This window comes from Tardiphaga sp. 619_E2_N8_4, assembly GCF_051810905.1.
Taxonomy (GTDB): Bacteria; Pseudomonadota; Alphaproteobacteria; order Rhizobiales; family Xanthobacteraceae; genus Tardiphaga; species Tardiphaga robiniae.
In genome coordinates, this window is sequence record NZ_JBPWQJ010000001.1 from 6,049,170 (window position 1) to 6,070,358 (window position 21,189).

Consider the following 21,189-nt stretch of genomic DNA (forward strand, 5'->3'; position numbering starts at 1 on the left):
AGTTTGTGCTGTGAAGAAGGACGGATCACGGCAGACCTATTCGAACGCTTGCTGGGCGAAGCTCGACCATGCCCGCGTTCTGCATCCAGGCATGTGCCTTGGACCCATATGTATTTTCAACTTGAATCCCGTCTGTGCAATCGATCCCGTCAAAGGCTATCCGCGCACCTATCCATCCTTGTGCGCCGCCGAGACTGCGAATGCACGATGGGTGCGTGATGGCACGTGCCGATAGGTAAGACGGAGACGACGATGTCGAACGCCAAGCCACGACCCACGGAAGTCATCTTCGAAGGCCTCGGTACGACGCTCGACGAGGCATTGTCTGCGGCCCACGATCAAATTCCGGGAAGGACGGGATTTGATTTTGCGATATCCAAGGTCGTCGAATGGGGAATGCAAAGGGGCGGCATTACCGGCCAGCGATTGATTTGGGTGAAGGTGGTCCAAGACAAGTCCGCAGGATTTAAGACATGAGCGAGGCGTAGTAGGCTGCGCTGAGATCGCAGTGCAGTCTGCCGAGCCCTGCTCTGATGGCGCTACGATGCTTAATGATGCATGCTTTGCGAAGATATGGATGGATTCAGCTGTGTTACGCGCATTTTGACGTTTGACGGGTTTCACAGCCGTTCATCCCGTCTTACAAGCTCGTAATGTCCGCAAATGAATCACGTCGCAGTCTCACGCGCAACCAATGGCTCACCGAGTTGCGAGCGACGCTGGCGCTCGGCTGGCCGCTGATCCTGACCAATCTGGCACAGATCGCACTGACGACGACCGACGTAATCATTCTCGGCCGCGTGAGCGCGGAGGCATTGGCTGCGTCGGCGCTCGGCGTGAATCTCTATTTCGCGTTTCTGATTTTCGCCATCGGCCTCGTTACGGCGACATCGCCGATGATGGCGGAAGCGATTGGTCGCAAACTGCATGCCGTGCGCGATGTCCGGCGAACATTCCGGCAGGGTTTGTGGACAGCGCTGATCGTCTCAGTGCCGGCATGGATCTTCCTCTGGCATACCGAAGCGATCCTGTTGCTGTTCTGTCAGGAGGCACAGGCGGCTGCCGACGCCCAGAGCTTCGTGCATATGCTGCAATGGGGCTTCCTGCCCGCGCTAGGCTTCATCGTGCTGCGCTCATTCGTTGCCGCCGTGCAACGCCCACTCTGGGCACTGGTGGTGACGGGCGTCACCATTCTGTTCAATGCTGCTGCAAACTGTGTTCTGGTGTTTGGTCATCTCGGGTTTCCGGAGATGGGTTTGCGCGGCTCCGGTCTTGCTACCACGCTGTCGAACGTCTTTTTGTTCACTGTCTTTGCACTCGTCGTCGCATGGCATCCGAAGTTTCGGCGTTATCATTTGTTCGGCAACTGGTGGCGCGCCGATTGGCCACGCCTCGCAAAGCTATGGCGCATCGGTCTGCCGATCGGCGCGACGCTCGCATTCGAAATCACCGTCTTCAATGCGGCGGTGTTCCTGATGGGGCAGTTTGGAACGGCGGCCATCGCGGCGCATGCGATTGCGATCCAGATCGCATCGATCTCCTTCATGGTGCCAATGGGACTAAGCCAGGCGGCAACTGTCCGCGTTGGATTGGCCAAAGGCGCCGTGGATCGCGATGGCATCACGCGAGCAGGATGGACTGCATTTGGCCTTGCGGTGGCATTCATGGCGTCGATGAGCATGTTGTTGCTGGCTGCGCCGCGTCTCCTGATTGGCGCCTTCATCGATCTGAGCAATCCCGCCAATGCCGTCGTCATCGACACGGCAATGTCGTTTCTGTTTTGTGCGGCGGTGTTCCAGATTGCGGACGGCGCGCAGTCGGTCGCAGCAGGGATGCTGCGCGGATTGCAGGATACGCGGGTGCCGATGATCTTTGCCGCATTAGGCTATTGGGGCTTCGGCATGGGTCTCAGCCTGCTGTTCGCATTCAAGCTGGGCTTCGGCGGCGTCGGCATCTGGATTGGGCTGGCAGCGGGTCTCGCGGTCGTTGCACCGGTCATGCTCTGGCGTTGGACCCGGCGCGAGCAACTCGGCCTCGTACCGGCGACTTAACAAACAAAAATGCCGCAGCCTCGAAAGGCTGCGGCATTTGTCGCCTTGAAGCGCCTGCGCTTACAGAACCTTGCGGATCCAGTTATGCGGGTCGGGTGCGCGACCGTACTGAATGTCGACCAGCTGTTTGCGCAGCCCCATCGTGACCGGACCAGCCGCGCCGCCATTGATGGTAAAATCGCCGCTCGCAGAGCGCACCTGGCCGATCGGCGAGATGACCGCCGCCGTGCCGCAGGCAAAGGCCTCTTTCAGCTTGCCGCTGGCAGCATCGGCACGCCACTGGTCGAGCGTATAGGCCTCTTCGCGCACCTGTGTGCCCTTATCCTTCGCCAATGCGATGATCGAATCGCGCGTGATGCCTGGCAGGATCGTGCCGAGCGGCGGTGTCAGCAGCGAGCCGTCCTCGAACACGAAGAAGATGTTCATGCCGCCGAGTTCTTCAATGTAGCGGCGCTCGACCGCATCGAGGAACACGACCTGATCGCAGCCGTGATCGCTGGCTTCCGCCTGCGCGCGCAGGCTCGCGGCGTAGTTGCCGCCGCATTTGACGGCGCCGGTGCCGCCGATCGCGGCGCGTGTGTAGTTCTCCGACACCCAGATCGACACCGGGGCGGGTCCGCCCTTGAAATAGGAGCCAACCGGCGAGGCGATGACAGCGAAAATGTATTCCGCGGACGGCTTCACGCCGAGGAAGATCTCGCTCGCAACCATGAAGGGGCGCAGGTAGAGGCTGCCTTCGCCTGATGGAATCCAGGCGCGGTCGATGCGCACGAGTTGCTCGATCGCTTCGATGAACACGGGCTCGGGCAGCGGGGCCATGGCCATGCGATCGGCAGAATTCCGGAAGCGCCTTGCATTGGCATCGGGGCGGAACAGATTCACGCCGCCGTCTTCACGCACATACGCCTTGAGCCCTTCGAAAATCTCCTGCGCGTAATGCAGGACGGCCGCTGCGGGATCGAGCGGAAAATTCGCGCGGGATTCGATGCGCGCGCCATGCCAGCCGTCGGTCTGATTATAGCGGACGATGGCCATGTGATCGGTGAAAACCCGGCCGAAGCCCGGATCCTTGAGCTTTGCTGCGCGGTCCGCCTCGGACACCGCGTTCGCCGCGGGCTGAATGTCGAATTTCAGCAAAGCTGCGCCATCGATTTTATCAAACGAAACTCCCATGGATCTCACTCCTGCTTACGGCGCAGCTCCTGGGGGCGGCAGCGTCGATGTTGTTCTACGTCAAGCGGACCCACGGCAAAAGCGTTTCCGGCCCCGGTGGATGACCGAGGACAGGCTTTAGCGCCATGCCGAAGTCCGGTATGGTTCTCAGATCGGCCCTATTGGGCCATGCGGCGAGAGTTCTAATGTTTCGTCGCGATGGTCAGTTTTGTAAGATTGAACCCAAGATATGTCAATATGGTTGACGTAAATTCCAAGGACGCGGCGTCACGATCGCTTGAGACGATCCAGCGGCAATCCAGCGGCGATCCTGCGAAACCGCCCCGCTGGGACATCATCGAGCTGTTGTTCTTTGCCTATCGCGACTTTGTGGGCGATCCCGACGATGTGCTCGATCAGTTCGGTTTCGGGCGCGCCCATCACCGGGTCGTACACTTTGTGCATCGCTATCCCGGCCTGAAGGTTGCCGATCTGCTCGATGTTTTGCGTATTACGAAGCAGTCGCTGGGCCGTGTCCTCAAGCAATTGCTCGATGAAGGGTATATCGTTCAGAAATCCGGCGAGGCCGATCGGCGGCAACGGCTTCTTTTCGCCACGGCCAAGGGTGAAGCTCTCGTTGCGCAGCTCGCTGGTTTGCAGACCGATCGCATCAACCGCGCGCTCAAGGATTTTACGCCGGTCGAAATTGAAGCGATCGGCAGGTTTCTCTCGGCGATGATCGACCGCAATGATCCCGACAAGGTGCTGCAGGTCATCTTGGGCCAGGCATCCGCCAAAACTGACGGCAGGACAAACAAGACATGATGTTAGCTCAGGCCGCCAAACGTATGCCGGTGCCATTGGCCGACGATGCGCCGCATCTGTTGCTGGTCGATGACGACCGCCGTATCCGCGATCTCCTCTCGCGCTTTCTCTCTGGCGAAGGCTACCGTGTCACCACGGCGCCGAGCGCCAAGGAAGCGCGCGCCAAGTTGCTCGGTCTGCATTTCGATCTCTTGATCCTCGATGTGATGATGCCAGGCGAGACCGGCTTCGAGCTCGCGCGCTTCATTCGCACATCCTCGGCCGTGCCGATCATCATGTTGACAGCGCGGCACGAGGCGGAAAGCCGGATCGAGGGATTGCAGATCGGCGCCGACGACTATGTTGCCAAGCCGTTCGAGCCGCGCGAACTGGTGCTGCGCATCGCGAATATTCTAAAGCGCAGTGCGCCGGTCCCGGTCGAGCGCGCGGAGTCGCTGCAGTTCGGGCCTTATGTGTATCACCTCGCGCGCGGCGAACTACGCCAGGGTGACGAGATCATCCATCTTACCGACCGCGAGCGTGACATGCTGCGCGTGCTGGCAGCAGCGCCCGGCGAGACCGTGCCGCGCGGTGAACTCACCGGCGGCGGTGGCACCGTGAATGAGCGTGCGGTGGACGTGCAGATCAATCGCCTGCGTCGCAAGATCGAGACCGATCCGGCCAATCCGTTGTTTCTGCAGGCCGTGCGTGGCATCGGCTATCGCCTCGTCGCGTCGCCATAGTTCGATGAAGTTTGCACGATGACCACACTCGACACCGGCATCACCATCCTCCGCTCTGCGGCGGGCCGCGTCTCTGCGGCGCACAGTCTGATGGGCCGGCGTTTCAAGAGCGTGATGCCCACGGGCCTCTATGCCCGCACGCTGCTGATCATGATCGTGCCGATGGTGCTGCTGCAGTCGGTGGTCGCCTTCGTGTTCATGGAGCGGCACTGGAATACGGTGACGCGCCGCCTGTCGCAGGCCGTGGTACAGGACATCGCGACGCTGATCGACGTCTACAAGGTCTATCCGCAGGACAAGGACCGCACGCAGATCAAGGCCATCGCCCAGCAGCGCCTTGGCCTCGTGGTGGATTTTCTGCCGCTCGGCGACATGCCACCGCCCGGTCCAAAGCCGTTCTTCTCGCTGCTCGATCAGGCGCTGTCGGTCCAGATCGGCCGGCAGATCACGCGGCCGTTCTGGATCGATACCGTTGGTCGCTCCAATCTCGTGGAAATCCGCATCCAGCTCGATGATGCCGTGATGCGCATCTTCGCCCAGCGCAGTGCGGCCTATGCATCGAATTCGGAAATCTTCCTGTTCTGGATGGTGGGGACGTCCTCGATCCTGCTGATCGTCGCGATCCTGTTCCTGCGAAACCAGATCCGCCCAATCCTCAAACTCGCTGATGCCGCTGAAAGTTTCGGCAAAGGCCGCGAAGCGCCGAATTTCCGGCCGCGCGGCGCACGCGAGGTCCGTCGTGCCGCCAATGCCTTCATCGAGATGAAGGCGCGTATCGAACGCGCAATGGAGCAGCGCACGGCCATGCTGGCCGGCGTCTCGCATGATCTACGCACCATCCTGACGCGCTTCAAGCTCGAACTGGCGCTGATCGAGGACGGTCCGGAAGTCGATGGCATGCGCAAGGATATCGATGAGATGTCGGGCATGCTCGAGGCCTATCTCGCCTTTGCGCGCGGCGACAGCGGCGAGCAGGCGCAGCCGACAGACATGGCTGCAGCGCTGGAAGAACTCCGTAGCGATGCCGAGCGCAACGGCCATAAGGCGACGGTCACGTTCCACGGCCTGCCGATCGTCACGGTGAAGCCAGCCGCGTTCAAGCGTTGCCTCGGCAATCTCGTTTCGAACGCCGCGCGCCACGCCAACGATATCGCCATCACTGGGCACCGCGATCATCGCTATCTCACGGTCACGGTGGACGACGACGGCCCCGGTATTCCCGCCGATATGCGTGAAGAAGTGTTCAAACCGTTCCTGCGGCTCGACGACGCCCGCAATCAGGACGAAGGCGGGACAGGTTTGGGCCTCGCCATCGCCCGCGATATAGCGCGCTCCCATGGCGGCGATATCACGCTGGCCGAGAGTCCGATGGGCGGATTGAGGGCGGTGGTGCGGGTGCCGGTGTAATTACTTCGCCAGTTCTTTCGACCGCGCCGTTGCCGCAGCAATCGCGCGAGTCAGCAGCGGCTCGAAACCATCATCGGCCATCAATACGCTGAGCGCGGCTGCAGTGGTCCCGCCGGGCGAGGTGACGTTCTTTCGCAGCGTCGCCGCGTCGAGATCGGATTGGCGCAGGAGTTCGCCGGAGCCGGACACTGTCTCGCGAGCAAGCTTCATCGCGAGTTCAGGCGGCAAGCCCGCAGCAATGCCAGCGCGGGCCATTTCTTCGGCTAGCAGAAACACATAGGCAGGCCCCGAGCCGGAGACAGCCGTCACAGCATCGATCAGGCTCTCGTCCTCGACCCATTCCACTGATCCGGTGGCGCGCAAGAGAGCGTCAGTCAGGCCGCGTTGCTCCGGCGATACGTCGCTGGCGGCAACCGCCACGGTGATGCCGCGGCCGATCGCGGCCGGTGTATTCGGCATCGCGCGAACCACGTTGCCGCCGCAGGCTTTGGCGATGCCGGCGATGGTGGTGCCGGCCATGATCGAGACCACGAGGGATGATCCCGCGATTGTGCGCAGCGTCGGCCCGATCTCGGCGAACATCTGCGGTTTCACAGCAAGAACCAGTGCGGCGACAGCGCCGATGTCCTTCACATTCGGATTGAGACGGACGCCCTTGGCCGCGAGCGCCTTGATCTCGTCGGAGAGATGCGGATCGATCACGATGGCGCGTTTGGGGTCGAGCCCGCCGGCGATCCAGCCCGTCAGCATCGCGCCGCCCATCTTGCCGGCGCCGGCCAGCACGATGTGGCCGTCGATGGTGTTGAGCGCGCGTGAGGTCGTGGAGGAGGTCATCGCAAATCCCAGCTGTCAGAACGGCCGGGACCATAACATTGCGGGGCGGGCTGCACAGCCTGAACCCGTCTAGATGAGATTCTTTTTCAGGAAGTAGCGCGGGCCGCCGCGCGGATAGTCCGGGATTTCGCCGAACACCTCATAGCCCTGCTTCTCGTAGAAGCTGCGGGCCTGAAACCAGTAGGTATCGAGCCACAGACCGATGCAGCCGCGCTCCCGCGCGATCTCTTCGGCCTTGGCGAGAACTTTCGAGCCGATGTCCTGGCCGCGAAATTGTTCGGGCACTACGAACAGCTCGACGAAACACCAGTTGAACGCGGTCTTGCCCCAGATGCCGCCGATCGGCTCGCCGGTCGCAGGATCGTGGATCAAGATCGAGAGCGGCTGGTGATTGTTGGGGCCGACGGTCTTGGTATTGTAGGCCAGCAACGCATTTGCGACCACCAGCCGTTCGGCCTCGCCGGGCGCATCCGGCACGGTGATGACCGGCGCGTCGGTCATGCTTCGCCGGCAGTGTCGAACATCGCAGCAGACATTGCTTCGGCTGCGGTCTTGCCGGCCCACACCACGAACTGCAACGCCGGATAGTAGCGCTCGCAGGAATGAATTGCCGAGACCAGCATGGCTTCGCACTGCGCGGTCGTTGCGGTGAGGCCATCGGGCAGCACCAGTGCCTGCCGGTACATCACCATGCCTGAGTGAGTCCAGATATCGAAATGACCGACCCACATCTGTTCGTTGATCGCGGCGATCAGGCGCTGCACTTCCGCGCGGCGAGCGGGTGGAATCTTCATGTCGAAGGCGCAAGCCAGATGCAGAGCCTCGATCTCGTTCATCCAGGTGAAGGAGAGCTGGTAATCGATCCAGTCACCTTTGGAAACAATTGTGACTTCGTCTTCGCCGGAGCGCTCGAAGGCCCAGTTATGATCGGCGGCAATATCCTCGACAACGGCGAGCGGGTTGAGCCGTGAATCGATAGTACCTTCGAGAAGTGACATGCCGTCGCGACCTTGCTCTTGAAATGTGATGATGCAAACAGCTGGCCGGTACGCGAAAATGTCGGAGCGTCGCTGCAGGCTGCAAGTTCTATTCGTCCAGACCTTGCGAGTTTGAAGTGATGTGATTTGCTGAATCTGCGCAACGGCACCACGAATCCATCCACAGACAAACCGGCCCTCATCCACAGGTCATCTCGCGGCAATGAGAACAAACCGGAATCGGATTCCCGGATTGCGAGTCTGTGCGGTGCGCCCTCGCGTGCCGCGAGTCCGGTTGGGATGGTAACTATTGATTCCGCCGCGGGGCCCGCAAGCTTTCCGGGCCTCGCAGGAGTCCTGTTGAGCCCCAATACAGCCTGTGGACGGCCTTGCTGGGCTGGTTCGGTTTCGGCATAGTTTGGCCGTAACGAAAGTATCAGGCCATGAACGACACCACCTCCGAGTCATCCGCAGTCCAGCATCCGCGCTTTGCCAAGCCGCAACGCGTCGCCTTCGTGCAGTCGTCCTGGCATCGCGACATCGTTGCACCGTGTTGGGAATCGTTTCTGAGCGAGATCGAGGCGCGTCATATCGGCCCGTCGCAGGTCGATCTGTTCGAAGTGCCTGGCTCGTTCGAGATCCCCCTGCATGTGCAGGTTCTCGCCAAGACGCGGCGCTACACGGCCATCGTCGCGGCCGGCCTCGTGATCGACAGCGGCACCCGCGGCTTCGTGGCTGACACGGTCATCCGTGCGCTCATGGATGTGCAGCTACGCACCGAGATCCCGGTGTTCTCGGCCGTGACGGCGCCGGAGGATTTTCACGAGACGGAAGAGCGGGCGGCATTCTTTCGCAAGCACTTTGCGGAGAGCGGCCTCAAGGTTGCCGCCGCCTGCGCCGAGACGCTGCTCAGTCTGGAACGTCTGCGCGGTCAGGTCGCGGCTGGGATCGTGTAGAGGCGGGAACCTTAGTCGAACAGACTCGATACCGACTCTTCCGACGCGGTGCGGCCGATCGCTTCGGCGATCAGCGAGGCAACCGAGAGCACGCGGATGTTCGGTGACTTGCTCACGGCTTCCGTGGGCTGGATCGAGTCAGTGATCACCAATTCCTTGAGCTTGGAATTGGCGATGCGCGCGGCGGCGCCGCCGGACAGCACGCCATGGGTGAGATAGGCGGAGACGTCCTTGGCGCCGTATTTGAGTAGCGCATCGGCGGCGTTCACCAGCGTGCCGCCGGAGTCGACGATGTCGTCGATCAGGATGCAGGTGTAGCCGGCGACGTCGCCGATCACGTTCATCACTTCGGATTCACCGGGGCGTTCGCGGCGCTTGTCGACGATGGCGAGCGGCGCGTTGATGCGCTTGGCAAGGCCGCGGGCACGGGCGACGCCGCCGACGTCGGGCGAAACCACCATCACATTGGCGAGATCGAACTTCTCCTTGATGTCGCGCACCATCAGCGGCGCGGCATAGAGGTTGTCGGTCGGGATATCGAAGAAGCCCTGGATCTGGCCGGCATGCAGGTCGAGCGTCATGACGCGGTCGGCGCCGGCATGGGTGATCATGTTGGCGACCAGCTTGGCCGAGATCGGGGTGCGGCCACCGGCCTTGCGGTCCTGGCGAGCGTAGCCGAAATAGGGGATCACCGCGGTGATGCGGCGCGCGGAAGCGCGGCGCAGCGCATCAGTGATGATCAGCAGTTCCATCAGATGGTCGTTGGTCGGGAACGACGTGGATTGAAGAATGAAGACGTCGGAGCCGCGGACGTTTTCCTGGATCTCGACGAAGATTTCCATATCGGCAAAACGCCGGACGCTGGCCTTGGTCAGCGGGATATTCAGCGAGGTCGCGATTTCCTGCGCGAGGACAGGATTGGAATTACCGGCGACCAGTTTGATCGAACCGTTCTTGGCCGACATCGACGCGTCTCCCCGCGGCTTGGTGGATACAACGTTCAGCATATCGGATTACCCACAAGAACTCGTCTAGCTGAGCGAGGTGATATCAAGGTCGGCCGTCCGCTGGCAACCCGTGGGCCGCTGTTTTCCTGCGTAAAAACGGGCCTCTGCTTAACGTGAACTGAAGTCAGCGCGTCTCGGCAAATGCGGTGGCCTGCACGGGCAATTCATCGGTACTGGCGATGGCGGGTCCGTTGCCACTTGGCGCAGGCGGCTGCTCGCCGGGCGTGGTGCCGTTGATCATGCCATTGAGGCCGGTGAGCCCCGCTTGCGCGATCCGCCGCAAGACAAGGTCGTCGGCGGTAGCCCAGGCGTCGCGGCCGCCTTTGCCGGCCTGTTCCTCGCCGCTCAGGCGCAGAGCACGGTTCTGGTCGCGGTCATAGACATCCCACACCCAGGCGATCGAGGTCTGGCCGCCGCGAACCTGGGCCGAGAGGTAGCTGCGGACCCGAAAAGCCGCGCTGTCCTTGCGCGATACAACCGCGAGGTTGCGCAGGCGCGCTTCACTATCCAGAAGGTTGACCATGCGGTCGAAGACCTGCGGCGGCGGCCCGTCGATGGATTCGAACGCGATCGTCGGGCCGGAGGCGGTGGAAAGGCTGGCCTGCGCGTTCATGGCGCCGCCCGAATTGGGGACATTGGCGCAGCCGGCAAGCCCAAACACTACGGTCAGCAACAGCGCAGCCTGGATCAGGCGCGGTCTGGCTCGATCGGTCGTAAGGGCAGAAAATCGCATAGGGCGTCCCGACTTCCGTCCGTTTGCCGCAAGCGGCGCCGGACAGGTCGAGCGATATCGTTAAAATGCGTTAAGGTCTAGGGCAGCGCGGCCACAGGTCTTTCCAGGGTGACCGAAACGGTCACCGCGCGCCGACAATTCGCGTTCAGTTTGAGGCAGTTCGGCCGCGTTAAGGATAACGGCGCGTCAACGCGCGAGTTACCGCTCAAGCACGATGGCGTGGATCTGGCGTCCGTAATCCGGCTCTTTCCGATGCACCGACCTGCGATAGCTGAACAGGTTGTTGTCGGGATAGGTGTCGATACCGGTGTCATCGATAATGGCAATGCCGGCGCGCTCCAGCCGCATCCGGATGAAGCCGCCGAGATCGAACATGGCATGACCGGCGCGGGTCGAGGGAATGAAAAACCGGGCGAAGCCAGCGTCGGCCTGGGTGAAGCGTTCGACGAATTCGGCACCAACCTCATAGCTTGGCTGGCGGATCAGCGGACCGATCGCGACCACAATGTCGGAACGATCGGCGCCGAGTTTTTCCATCTCTGCGATGGTGGCTTCGAGCACACCGGTGAAGGCGCCCTTCCAGCCGGCATGGGCGGCGCCGATGACGCGCGCCTTGGGGTCGGCAAACAATACGGGACCGCAATCGGCCGTCGTGACGCCGAGCGCCAGGCCCTCGACCTTCGTCACCATCGCATCGACGCGCGGTCGTGAATCTCCATTCCACGGTGCCGTGGCGACGGCGACATCGGGCGAATGGACCTGATAGGCGGTGAGGAAGTGCAGGGGGGCGACGCCCATCTCCGCCGCCATGCGCCTGCGGTTCTCCGCCACATGCGCGGGATCGTCGTTCGATCCGAGCCCGCCATTGAGGCCGGCATAGATGCCTTCGGAGACGCCGCCGTCGCGCGTGAAGAACGCGTGGCGCAGGCCGGGAATGGCTGACAGCAAAGGCGATGTGAAAGTCATGATGTCGGGGTCTCTATGCCGGTGTCGTCGCTCAGTGCCACCAGCGTGTCGATATTGGGATCGGAGATGCCGACCACCTTGAACATCGAGCCCATGCCGCCGCGGCCGCTGTCGATCAGGCGTTTCAGTGCGCCGGAGACCGTTTCCGATACTTCCGGCGTGGCCTTGGCCATCAAGGTCAGCGCGCGCGTCTCGATGCCGAGGCGCTTGAGGAATTCGCCCTGCGTCACCGGCCCGTGCACGCGTGCGCCGACATCCTCCGCCGCGCGGCCGAGCGCCTGGAAATCCACATGCGCGGTGATATCGGCCATGCCGGGATTCTTCAGCGGATCAGCATAGCTATGCTGTGCGATAGCCTGCAGGGTGTCGCCGGCATCGCTACGGACATGGCCGTAATCGATGATCAGAGCCGCGCCGCCTTCGTCGCGCACGCGGCTGGCGATCTTCATCATCTCGGTATCGGGGCGCCATTCGAACACCGCGCCGACAGGGGCTGCGCGCACCAGCGGCGGCAGTAGCACGTCGAAGCGCGGCAGCGGATCAGTTGACGCGCTGAACATCAGCTGGCCGTTGCTGTCGATATCCACCATGCGCTCGTGCCAGCCGCCTTCGCGCTTCACGGCCTGATGGATCGGCAGGACGTCGAAATATTCATTAGCAAGGATGATCGACGGGCCCGCGGGCACGGTTTCGATACTGTCATGCCAGGTGATGTTGCGGGTGCCGGACAGCGTTGCCTTCTGCTTCTCGCGCAGCACCGGATTGATTTCGACGAGATGCACGTTGAGCGCCTGATACAGCGGCGGCAGCACGCGTAGGGCGCGGAGCGCGTCGGCCATCATGGTGCCGCGGCCGGGGCCCAGTTCGATCAGGTGCACGAAGGGCGGCGCGCCGATCGCGCGCCAGACCGAAGCCGACCACAGGCCGAGCAGCTCGCCGAACATCTGGCTGACTTCGGGCGACGTGGTGAAGTCACCCTCGCGACCGAGCGGATCGCGGGAAATGTAGTAGCCGTGTTGCGGATGGGTCAGGCACAGCTGCATGTAGCGCCACACCGGCATGGGTCCGGTGGACTTGATCAGGCGCTTGATTTCATCCTGCAGCGGCGATTGGTCGGTCACATCAGGCCTTCTTGCCTGGGCTCAATTCGAGCGATGCCTGCGGCTTTCGCCAGGCGCGCACCATCAAAACGAGTCCCACAAATATCATCGGCACGGAGAGCAGCATGCCCATGGTGAGCCCGCCCCACAGAAATCCGAGTTGCGGGTCCGGCTCGCGGAAGAATTCTCCCGTAATACGCGCCAGCGCATAAAAAAAGATGAAGGCGCCGAGGATCAGGCCAGGCCGCTTCAGCGCACCGGCCCGGATCATCAGGGCAAGAATGAGAAAGAGCCCGATGCCTTCGAGGCCAGCTTCATAGAGCTGGCTGGGATGGCGCGGTAGCGGCCCGCCATTGGGAAACACCATCGCCCAGGGCACGCTGGCGTCGGCGTGGCGGCCCCACAATTCGCTGTTGATGAAATTGGCGAGGCGTCCGAGCAGCAGGCCGATCGGGCCGACTGCGCAGGTGATGTCGCCGAGCGACAGGACCGACAATCCGCGCTTCCAGCAGAACAGAAACACGGCAAAGACGCAGCCCATGAAGCCGCCATGGAACGACATGCCGCCCTTCCAGAGCTCGAAGATCTCGGCAGGATGGGCGATGAAAAAATCCAGATTGTAGAACAGCACATAGCCGGTGCGGCCGCCGACAATGATGCCGATGGTTACCCAGAGGATGAAGTCGTCGAAATCCAGCAGGGAGATTGGTGAGGGGCCGCCCCACAGTCTCGTGCTCTTGATCAGCGCGCGGGCATAAATCCAGCCGAGCACGATGCCGCCGATATAGGCCAGCGCGTACCAGCGAATGACAATCGGGCCGAGCGCTATGGCGACCGGATCGAAAACGGGGAAAGCGATGGTCAGGAATGGCATGTGGTGGGCTTACGGCTCCCGATGCCGCCAGTAAAGCATTGGCTTGTGACGAATTAAGGGACTTGAGGAGTTGTGAACGCGAAACGCAGGCGATACTTGAACTGCGCGGCCGGGATCGCCATTGTCGATCCCGGGGATCGCCAATTGCTATCCCGCGTGTTTGTTCATCCGACCGGAGTTCTTGCCATGACCCAGACCAACAATCGGTTCTTCGACGAGATCGGCCGCCTGATGAATGATGCCGCCGGCGCGGCCCAGGGCGTCAAGCGTGAGGTCGATACGGTGGTGCGCAACCAGGCTGAGAAGATCCTGCGTGACCTCGATATCGTGAAGCGTGAGGAGTTCGAGGCGGTCAAGGACATGGCCCGGCTCGCCCGCGAGGAGAACGAGGCGCTAAAGGCCCGGATCGCAGCGCTGGAAGCCAAGCTCGGCGGCTGAGAGGAAGCCTTGCCGGTGGCCTGCACGGCGCGCCGGACATCGGCTGCCTGTTCACAAATGGCTAAAATAGGCCCCTGGAAGGGCTCCGCAGACGAAGAAAAAGCCTGTCATTTCCTTGTCTTTTTGGCGTTTCGGCGGTAGAAGCCGCCCACGTCCGCAGCCCCCGCACCCCTGGAGGCTTGCTGCAGCGTGAAAACGGGCCGCATTGCGGCCTTTAACTTTTAGAAAACAAGGACTTAAACGATGGCGACCGTCAAGGAATTGAAGGCGACCTCACGTCCGGTCGGCGGCAAGGGGGCCGCACGGGCAGAGCGTCGCGCCGGCCGAGTGCCCGGAGTGATCTATGGTGACAACAAGCCCCCGGTGGCGATTTCGGTGAATGATGCCGAACTGCGTCAGCGCATTCTGGCAGGCCGGTTCCTCACCACGATTTACGACATCGAGCTCGAGGGCAAGAAGCACCGCGTGATTCCGCGCGACTTCCACCTCGACCCGGTCAAGGACTTCCCGCTCCACGTCGACTTCCTCCGCCTCGGCGAAGGCGCGACCATCCGCGTCAGCGTTCCGCTGCACATCAAGGGCGCTGAAGGCGCTCCGGGCGTGAAGCGTGGCGGCACCATCAACATCGTGACCCACACGATTGAACTGGAAGCCGAAGCCGAGAGCATTCCGCAGTTCCTCGAAGTTGATGTCGGCCAGCTCGATATCGGCACGTCGCTGCACATCACCGACGTTGTTCTGCCGAAGGGCGTGAAGACGCTGGCGCGCGATGCCGATCTGACGCTGGTCACCATCGTGCCTCCGTCGGGCTATGGTGAAGAAGCTGCGACCCCTGCGGCTGCTGCTGCGGCTCCCGCCGCCGCTGGTGCCAAGGCTCCGGCTGCCGGCGCCAAGGCCCCCGCCGCTGGCGCGAAGGCTCCGGCTGCTGCCGCCGCTCCGGCGAAGAAGAAGTAATCCGGCGCGGAGCTCCGCGTCATGCTTCTCTTTGTTGGACTCGGAAACCCTGGTGCCAAATACCAGGGCAACCGGCACAATATCGGGTTCATGGTTCTCGATGATATCGCGCGGCGTCACGGTTTTGGACCGTGGCGCCGTCGCTTTCAGGGCGAGACCTCCGAAGGCACGCTGGACGGCGAGCGCGTCATCCTGCTGAAGCCGATGACCTTCATGAACGACTCCGGCCGCTCAGTGCAGGAAGCGTCCGCCTATTTGAAGATTTCACTCGGCGACATCGCCGTGTTTCACGACGAGCTCGAACTGCCATTCTCCAAGGTGCGCGTGAAGGTCGGCGGCGGCATTGCGGGACATAACGGTCTGCGCTCGATCTCCGCGCATGTCGGCAACGACTATCGGCGCGTGCGCCTCGGCATCGGACATCCCGGTGCCAAGGAGCTGGTCCATAATCACGTGCTGAGCGATTTCGCCAAGGCCGAACGACCTCAGCTCGAAGCGTTCAACGATGCGGTGTCCGACCATGTCGGCCTGCTGGTCGGTGGTCAGGACTCGTCGTTTCAGAACAAGGTGCATCTGACGATGCAGGCCAAGGGTTTCACGTCGAAGGACGACAACGGCTCCGCTGAGAAGCCGTCGAAGAATTAGGACAGGGTCATGGGATTCAAATGCGGGATCGTCGGACTGCCGAATGTCGGCAAATCGACGCTGTTCAATGCGCTAACGGAAACCGCGGCTGCGCAGGCTGCGAACTATCCGTTCTGCACCATCGAGCCGAATGTCGGTGAAGTCGCGGTGCCGGACAAGCGGCTCGACAAATTGTCCGAGATCGGCAAGTCGCAGCAGATCATTCCGACGCGCCTGACCTTCGTGGACATCGCGGGCTTGGTGAAAGGCGCGTCGAAGGGCGAAGGCCTCGGCAACCAGTTTCTCGCCACCATCCGCGAAGTCGATGCCGTCGCCCATGTGGTGCGTTGCTTCATCGATGACGACATCACCCATGTCGAAGGCAAGATCGATCCGCTCGCCGACATCGAGATCATCGAGACCGAACTGATGCTCGCGGATCTGGATTCCTGTGAGAAGCGCATCGACAACCTGACCAAGAAGGCCAAGGGCAACGATAAGGACGCCAAGGAACAGCTCGATCTGGTCCAGCGCGCTTTGGTGCTGCTGCGCGACGGCAAGCCGACGCGTTTTCTCGAGCGCAAGCCCGAGGAAGAGCGCGCTTTCGGAATGCTCGGCCTGCTGACCTCCAAGCCTGTTCTCTATGTCTGCAACGTCGAAGAAGGCGCGGCGGGCGAAGGCAACGAATACTCGAAGCGGGTTGCAGAACATGCTGAGAAGGAGGGCGCTGTTGCGGTCGCCATCTCGGCCAAGATCGAATCCGAAATCGCGACGCTGTCACGTGCCGAACGTGCGGAATTCCTCGATACGCTCGGGCTTGAAGAAGCGGGCCTCGATCGCCTGATCCGTGCAGGCTATTCGCTGCTGCACCTCATCACCTACTTCACCGTCGGCCCCAAGGAAGCTCGTGCCTGGACCATCACCCAGGGCACCAAGGCACCGCAAGCTGCAGCCGTGATCCACACGGATTTCGAGAAGGGCTTCATCCGCGCGGAAACCATCGGCTATGAAGACTATGTCAGGCTCGGCGGCGAAGCCGGCGCGCGCGATGGCGGCAAGCTGCGGCTGGAAGGCAAGGAATATGTCGTCGCTGACGGCGACGTGCTGCATTTCCGGTTCAACACGTAAGATATTCTCAATCCTCTCCCCGTCATTGCGAGGAGCGAAGCGACGCGGCAATCCAGGAGCCACAAGCGAAGACTGGATTGCTTCGTCGCAAGGGCTCCTCGCAATGACGGTTGAGAGCGCGGTAGTTCTCAGTACTGCTGGCCGTGGCCGTGATCCTGCCCGAGGTTTTGCCCCTGATCCCGTAGCGCGCCGAGGTGTTCGTTGATGCGGAACACGATCAGAACGAACTCAGCCGCAATGCGCGCGAAGATGATGCCGACGATCACGCTGGCGAGGCTCGACATCACGAGGACGAAACCGCCGAACGGGCTGATGGCCATTGCGGCGAGACCCGAAAAGATCCCGGAAATGCCGAACAGAATGATCAGTGCGATCACCAGCCAGTAGAACGTCTTGATGATTGTGGGTGTGATGAAACGGTCCCACTGAAACAGATCGCGAAATTCGAACATCGGTGAAATCCCCCGCCGTGTAGATGAGTGACAAATTCAATTGCATTGAGAAACGGCTTCAAATATCCCGGCCCGACCACATTGACGGGCAGGATCGCGGGAAAGCCATGCAAGCGACCGGGTTGAGATTGCTGCAAATAACGGCCACAATCAGGCTTCCTCGACGGCATTCCCCATTATGACCCTGACATTTGAAGATTTTAAGCCCGGCCATTTCGGGACCTTCGGGCCGCGCCATATTACGCGCGACGAGATTATCGCCTATGCGAAAGAATACGATCCGCAGCCGATGCATCTCGATGAAGTTGCCGCAAGCGCATCGATGCTCAAAGGACTTTCCGGCTCCGGCTGGCACATGTGCTCGCTGATGATGCGGATGATCTATGACGGATTTCTGCACAAGACCGCATCGATGGGCTCGCCGGGCGTGGATCAGATGCGATGGCTCGCGCCGTTTCGCCCCGGCGACGATCTGACGCTGGATGTCGAAGTGGTCGAGGCGCGCGCATCTCAAAGCCGGCCGACCTTGGGCATCGTCAAATTCAAGTTCAGCACACGCAATGCCAAGGGGCAGACGATTTCCGAGATGATCACGCCGATCATGATCGGGGTGCGTGAACCCGCCTCCGGGAACTAGGGTCGCAGCATGCGCTATCTGGAAGACATCCAAATCGGCATGCGCCGTGAGCTCGGCTCGTTCACGTTCACGGCGGAGTCGATCAAGGCGTTTGCCAGGCAATTCGATCCGCAACCGTTCCATCTCGATGAAGAGGCCGGCCGCAAATCGCTGTTCGGTGGTCTCGCTGCGTCGGGCTGGCACGTGGCGTCGGTCTGCATGAAGTTGCTGGTGGCCGACGGCCAGCGCGCAAAGGCGGAAGCAGAGGCGCGTGGCGAAGAGCCTCCAGTCGGCGGCCCATCTCCCGGTTTTCGTGATTTGCGCTGGACCCGGCCTGTTCTCGCCGGCGATACCCTGACCTATAGCAGCGAGGTCGTATCCGTGCGCGCGACCGCGACGCGTCCGGGTTGGGGGATCTTGCAGTCGAAGAACGTTGCCGTTAATCAGCGCGGCGAGGAGGTCTACAGCTTCCTTGGTTCGGTCTTCCTGCCGCAACGGGGCGACGCGGCTTAACCATTTCAAACTTTATCGATGGAACCCTAGCTCTGTTAAGGGGTTCTGAACCTTGTGAGCGTGATCTGCGACTTACAGGTATGACGACCGAGACGACACTTCGCAGGACGATTTTGGGGACGACAATGGCTGACCGCACCGGATTGAAATTTGTGGGCTTCATCTTTGCGAGCGTGACGCTCGCGGTGATGCTGGCCACGTGCATGGTAGTCAAGGGTTACGCCGATGGCGCCTATACGCTCGAGAGCAGCGCGGTCGTCAGCGAGTAATTTTTACGAGTTGCTAACCAGACCCGCGCCGAACTGCGCGGGTTTTTTCGTGAGCGGGGTCGATGGCGACCTCAGCGACTCCAGGCCCAGGCGAGCAATGCCACGGCCACCAACAGCAATCCGACAAAACGTAAGATAATGGTCCCCATCCTGGGCGCGTTGCTGCGCGCCGGAATGGGATCGGTGTTGTTCGGCCGAATGGTCTCCACGGATCGATTCCCCCAAAAGCAGTTCGCAGGTGCTGCGTAACCGTTGGTCGGGAACAAAACGAATAAAGTTCAATTGAACGGGCTCATGAAAAAGCCGCCGCCCTTTCGGGCGGCGGCTTCTGATTCGGGTGGTCTAGTGCCGATCAGTCGTGACGCAGGCCGTCAGCGGTGCGCTTCCACTGCGCAACGTTGTCGGCGATCAGCCGGGTCGACTTCATCGCGGCCTGGCTGAGCTGGGCATAGCCGGAGATCTCGCGCTGAACGCGCTGGCCTTCGGCGTGGAGCAGGTCGCGCAGGCTCTCGAGTTCGGAAACCAGCTTCTCGATCTCGCCGAGCGAGGTGCCGGCAACGCGCTGGATCAGCGAATTGACGCTGTTCACAGTCGCTTCGGTCGTCGCTTCCAGCGGCGCTTCGGTGCCGGTGGTGGTTTCACTGCTGTTGTTCACCATGCCAGGCACCGGACGACGGAGGTAAGCGATATCGTTGCGCACGAAGTCGCGGATACCCGCTTCGACTTCAGACACAGCGGCGAGGTTGCTGTCGTCATCTTTGGCTTCTGTCTGTTCTGAACGAATGGCACTCATCAGCTCTTCCTTGTTTGTGTGAAGTGAACTTCACAATGAGCGAGCGCGGTCCCCCGCATGACAAATTTACGTGTACATCTGCGCAGTGGATTTTGACGAGATAGCGGCGAATATGCGGCAGGGCGCCGATCTTTGCCGGCAATCCTCTGGCAAAGTATATTAAAACTTAATTCACCAACTATGCTTGAAGCCGGCCGAGAACGTCTTGTTGGTCACGCCCTGGACGGTCTCACTGATCGATCCGGAGACGTTGACGCCGCCAAACAGCTTCTGCTCCGCGCCGAATTTGCGCAGCCATTTGTCGTCGGTGGTGGCGAGCGATTGCCCTGCGATGAAGCTGGTGCCGGTATCGGTGATGTTGAAGCGCGCGAGCTGATCGGTCTCGTAGCTTCGCGTGGGGCGACCGTTGTAACCAATGGCTGGAATGCTGCCTTGCTGGATCACGTTGTAGCCGCTCTGCAGCGTCAGCGAATACTGATCGCCGGCAATGGGTACCGACTTGCTGAGCGAAGTGCCGAGTTTGGTTTGATCCGCACCCGGATCGACACGGGCTTCGATCGCCGTCTTGTCCCAGATTGAGCCCACGCCGGGAGCAGTTGCTGCCGCCCAGGCGGCGCCGCCCGATTGGGCCTGCGCCGTGCCGTCTCCGAATTGGTTGCGGTAGGCATCGGCTGCGCTGCGCGGCGCGTTTTGCCGCGCGACATTGATGTCGGCGCCGACGCGGGCATCCCAGAACGGCGTAACCGACTGCTTGACCGAGAGTGCGGACGCGCCGTTGCTGTCGTTGGAAGTCCAGCTGGACGACGGGCTGCCGACGATCAGCGACGAGCGCTTCTCGCGGAGCGATGCCTTCGCCGTCGGCGAATCGTCGGTGTTCAAGAGGCTCCAGTCGGGTTCCGGGGTGTCAGCAGGAGGAGTGGCTGCCGTGTCGACCTGCTCTATTTCACCGGGAGGCGGCGCAACATCGACGAGACCGCGCCACGGGTTCTGCGCGTGAGCCGGAAAGGCCAACGCGGTTCCGCAAAGCGCTACAACGAGCGCCCAATATGTCGGTTTGACTGAAGCCATCGTGCCACTGCCCAGCAAGATCGCGGATCGATTGGCACATAATACCATCAGGCCCGGCGGAATTGTGGCGTCGCAACATTTCGCTGGGGATGGACGTGGCGATTGGCAATCGCCGTGCCGCTCAGGCGATCTTCGGCAGATGGATAGGCCGGCCCAATGCCTGTTCGACCAGGTCGAACGTATCGACGACCACGCGCATGCTGGTCAGACGCCCGGCCTTGAACTGCGCGAATTGCGCCAGCCGCAGGCTGATAGGGCGGTTCGAATCCAGCGCGGTCAGCGAGAAGCGCATCATTGCGGAGCCAGATTCATCACCAAGGATCATCGACTCACGCTCGAAGCGATGCACCCGCACATTGTCGGCGATCTGCTTGCAGACATCGAGGACGGCGGCCTTGCCGTGACGCGCACCGAGAAACGGAAACATGTCGATCGGCCCGTAGACCGCCCACTCGATATTGTCGTCGATGATGTCGGTGAGGTGGTCGAGCTGGCGTTCGTTGATGGCGCGATGCAACGCGCGCGAGAAACGCCAGAGGCTGTGCTCTGTCATTGGGATAGTCCTGAAAATGGTTGAAACACTTGCGCGCCGGGGCAACGTTGCCCGGGCGGTCTGCACAAATTGCTTGATAGCTGAAGTAATATAATTTCGCTAAAATTCAACGGTGTATTTTGCAATGCACAAATGTTCGTGGTGAGGAGCTGCTCACCAAAACGTTAAGCTGCATTG

General features: G+C 61.4%; 26 protein-coding genes. 13 read left to right on the forward strand and 13 right to left on the reverse strand.

What is annotated here, in order from left to right; genetic code table 11:
- Positions 1-252: 252 nt before the first annotated feature.
- Both AB8A23_RS28735 and AB8A23_RS28740 read left to right on the forward strand, forming a co-directional pair.
- Complete coding sequence (locus tag AB8A23_RS28735) at positions 253-477, forward strand: hypothetical protein (protein ID WP_184513794.1); 225 nt, start codon at positions 253-255, stop codon at positions 475-477.
- 176 nt (positions 478-653) lie between these two features.
- Positions 654-2,051: an MATE family efflux transporter gene (locus tag AB8A23_RS28740; RefSeq protein WP_439057352.1), complete on the forward strand. Its 1,398-nt coding sequence runs from the start codon at positions 654-656 to the stop codon at positions 2,049-2,051.
- Between the two features lie 60 nt (positions 2,052-2,111).
- Here the strand turns inward: AB8A23_RS28740 and AB8A23_RS28745 are convergent, their stop codons facing one another.
- A complete protein-coding gene (locus AB8A23_RS28745) occupies positions 2,112-3,224 on the reverse strand; it encodes a branched-chain amino acid aminotransferase (protein WP_439057353.1) in 1,113 nt (370 codons plus the stop codon).
- A 237-nt stretch (positions 3,225-3,461) separates the two neighbouring features.
- Between AB8A23_RS28745 and AB8A23_RS28750 the strand changes: the two genes are divergently transcribed.
- Genes AB8A23_RS28750 through AB8A23_RS28760 form a run of 3 tightly spaced genes read left to right on the forward strand, consistent with a single transcriptional unit; the run spans position 3,462 to position 6,157 of the window.
- Positions 3,462-4,028 carry a MarR family winged helix-turn-helix transcriptional regulator gene (locus AB8A23_RS28750; RefSeq protein ID WP_089261815.1) on the forward strand — a complete coding sequence of 189 codons (567 nt, stop codon included), beginning with the start codon at positions 3,462-3,464 and terminating at the stop codon, positions 4,026-4,028.
- A complete protein-coding gene (locus AB8A23_RS28755) occupies positions 4,025-4,750 on the forward strand; it encodes a response regulator (RefSeq protein WP_089261813.1) in 726 nt (241 codons plus the stop codon). Before AB8A23_RS28750 ends, AB8A23_RS28755 begins: the two co-directional genes overlap by 4 nt.
- An 18-nt stretch (positions 4,751-4,768) precedes the next feature.
- Positions 4,769-6,157: an ATP-binding protein gene (locus AB8A23_RS28760; protein ID WP_089261811.1), complete on the forward strand. Its 1,389-nt coding sequence runs from the start codon at positions 4,769-4,771 to the stop codon at positions 6,155-6,157.
- Here the strand turns inward: AB8A23_RS28760 and proC are convergent, their stop codons facing one another.
- From proC to AB8A23_RS28775, 3 genes are all read right to left on the reverse strand, one after another.
- Positions 6,158-6,991, reverse strand: coding sequence for a pyrroline-5-carboxylate reductase (gene proC / locus AB8A23_RS28765; RefSeq protein WP_320447007.1), 834 nt, complete (start codon positions 6,989-6,991; stop codon positions 6,158-6,160).
- Between the two features lie 69 nt (positions 6,992-7,060).
- Complete coding sequence (locus AB8A23_RS28770) at positions 7,061-7,492, reverse strand: GNAT family N-acetyltransferase (protein ID WP_439057354.1); 432 nt, start codon at positions 7,490-7,492, stop codon at positions 7,061-7,063.
- Positions 7,489-7,989, reverse strand: coding sequence for a YbjN domain-containing protein (locus AB8A23_RS28775; protein ID WP_089261805.1), 501 nt, complete (start codon positions 7,987-7,989; stop codon positions 7,489-7,491). The genes AB8A23_RS28770 and AB8A23_RS28775 overlap by 4 nt, the downstream gene beginning before the upstream one ends.
- Before the next feature lie 422 nt (positions 7,990-8,411).
- Between AB8A23_RS28775 and AB8A23_RS28780 the strand changes: the two genes are divergently transcribed.
- Positions 8,412-8,924 carry a 6,7-dimethyl-8-ribityllumazine synthase gene (locus AB8A23_RS28780; protein ID WP_089261803.1) on the forward strand — a complete coding sequence of 171 codons (513 nt, stop codon included), beginning with the start codon at positions 8,412-8,414 and terminating at the stop codon, positions 8,922-8,924.
- A gap of 11 nt (positions 8,925-8,935) precedes the next feature.
- Here the strand turns inward: AB8A23_RS28780 and AB8A23_RS28785 are convergent, their stop codons facing one another.
- The 5 genes from AB8A23_RS28785 to lgt form a co-directional block, all read right to left on the reverse strand.
- Positions 8,936-9,889: a ribose-phosphate pyrophosphokinase gene (locus AB8A23_RS28785; protein WP_089263589.1), complete on the reverse strand. Its 954-nt coding sequence runs from the start codon at positions 9,887-9,889 to the stop codon at positions 8,936-8,938.
- A gap of 166 nt (positions 9,890-10,055) precedes the next feature.
- On the reverse strand, positions 10,056-10,664 hold the full coding sequence (locus AB8A23_RS28790; protein WP_439057355.1) for a hypothetical protein: 609 nt from the start codon (positions 10,662-10,664) through the stop codon (positions 10,056-10,058).
- Between the two features lie 198 nt (positions 10,665-10,862).
- A complete protein-coding gene (gene pgeF, locus AB8A23_RS28795; protein ID WP_093759332.1) occupies positions 10,863-11,630 on the reverse strand; it encodes a peptidoglycan editing factor PgeF in 768 nt (255 codons plus the stop codon).
- Positions 11,627-12,751 carry a class I SAM-dependent methyltransferase gene (locus AB8A23_RS28800; protein ID WP_439057356.1) on the reverse strand — a complete coding sequence of 375 codons (1,125 nt, stop codon included), beginning with the start codon at positions 12,749-12,751 and terminating at the stop codon, positions 11,627-11,629. The genes pgeF and AB8A23_RS28800 overlap by 4 nt, the downstream gene beginning before the upstream one ends.
- Before the next feature lies 1 nt (position 12,752).
- Entirely contained in the window at positions 12,753-13,604 is an 852-nt protein-coding gene (lgt, locus tag AB8A23_RS28805) for a prolipoprotein diacylglyceryl transferase (protein WP_439057357.1), read from the reverse strand.
- 186 nt (positions 13,605-13,790) lie between these two features.
- Between lgt and AB8A23_RS28810 the strand changes: the two genes are divergently transcribed.
- From AB8A23_RS28810 to ychF, 4 genes are all read left to right on the forward strand, one after another.
- On the forward strand, positions 13,791-14,042 hold the full coding sequence (locus AB8A23_RS28810) for an accessory factor UbiK family protein (RefSeq protein WP_089261793.1): 252 nt from the start codon (positions 13,791-13,793) through the stop codon (positions 14,040-14,042).
- A gap of 243 nt (positions 14,043-14,285) precedes the next feature.
- Positions 14,286-14,996, forward strand: coding sequence for a 50S ribosomal protein L25/general stress protein Ctc (locus AB8A23_RS28815; RefSeq protein WP_068731165.1), 711 nt, complete (start codon positions 14,286-14,288; stop codon positions 14,994-14,996).
- A 21-nt stretch (positions 14,997-15,017) separates the two neighbouring features.
- Positions 15,018-15,641 (forward strand): aminoacyl-tRNA hydrolase, encoded by a 624-nt coding sequence (pth, locus tag AB8A23_RS28820; protein WP_439057358.1) that lies wholly within the window; start codon positions 15,018-15,020, stop codon positions 15,639-15,641.
- 9 nt (positions 15,642-15,650) lie between these two features.
- A complete protein-coding gene (gene ychF / locus AB8A23_RS28825; protein ID WP_231077932.1) occupies positions 15,651-16,748 on the forward strand; it encodes a redox-regulated ATPase YchF in 1,098 nt (365 codons plus the stop codon).
- A 128-nt stretch (positions 16,749-16,876) separates the two neighbouring features.
- Here the strand turns inward: ychF and AB8A23_RS28830 are convergent, their stop codons facing one another.
- On the reverse strand, positions 16,877-17,200 hold the full coding sequence (locus AB8A23_RS28830; protein ID WP_068731168.1) for a DUF4282 domain-containing protein: 324 nt from the start codon (positions 17,198-17,200) through the stop codon (positions 16,877-16,879).
- 178 nt (positions 17,201-17,378) lie between these two features.
- Here AB8A23_RS28830 and AB8A23_RS28835 point away from each other — a divergent pair, with 178 nt between their 5' ends.
- The 3 genes from AB8A23_RS28835 to AB8A23_RS28845 all read left to right on the forward strand — a co-directional run bounded on the left by AB8A23_RS28835 (position 17,379) and on the right by AB8A23_RS28845 (position 18,598).
- On the forward strand, positions 17,379-17,837 hold the full coding sequence (locus tag AB8A23_RS28835) for a MaoC family dehydratase (RefSeq protein WP_231077931.1): 459 nt from the start codon (positions 17,379-17,381) through the stop codon (positions 17,835-17,837).
- Between the two features lie 9 nt (positions 17,838-17,846).
- Positions 17,847-18,329, forward strand: a complete 483-nt coding sequence (locus AB8A23_RS28840) for a MaoC family dehydratase (RefSeq protein ID WP_320447013.1) — start codon at positions 17,847-17,849, stop codon at positions 18,327-18,329.
- 125 nt (positions 18,330-18,454) lie between these two features.
- Positions 18,455-18,598, forward strand: a complete 144-nt coding sequence (locus tag AB8A23_RS28845) for a hypothetical protein (RefSeq protein WP_170849743.1) — start codon at positions 18,455-18,457, stop codon at positions 18,596-18,598.
- Between the two features lie 352 nt (positions 18,599-18,950).
- On the opposite strand, the gene AB8A23_RS28850 is transcribed toward AB8A23_RS28845, so the two are convergent.
- From AB8A23_RS28850 to AB8A23_RS28860, 3 genes are all read right to left on the reverse strand, one after another.
- A complete protein-coding gene (locus AB8A23_RS28850) occupies positions 18,951-19,391 on the reverse strand; it encodes a hypothetical protein (RefSeq protein WP_089261783.1) in 441 nt (146 codons plus the stop codon).
- A gap of 171 nt (positions 19,392-19,562) precedes the next feature.
- Entirely contained in the window at positions 19,563-20,402 is an 840-nt protein-coding gene (locus tag AB8A23_RS28855; protein ID WP_439057359.1) for a hypothetical protein, read from the reverse strand.
- Between the two features lie 178 nt (positions 20,403-20,580).
- Positions 20,581-21,012, reverse strand: coding sequence for a nuclear transport factor 2 family protein (locus tag AB8A23_RS28860; protein ID WP_068731173.1), 432 nt, complete (start codon positions 21,010-21,012; stop codon positions 20,581-20,583).
- Positions 21,013-21,189 lie beyond the last annotated feature (177 nt).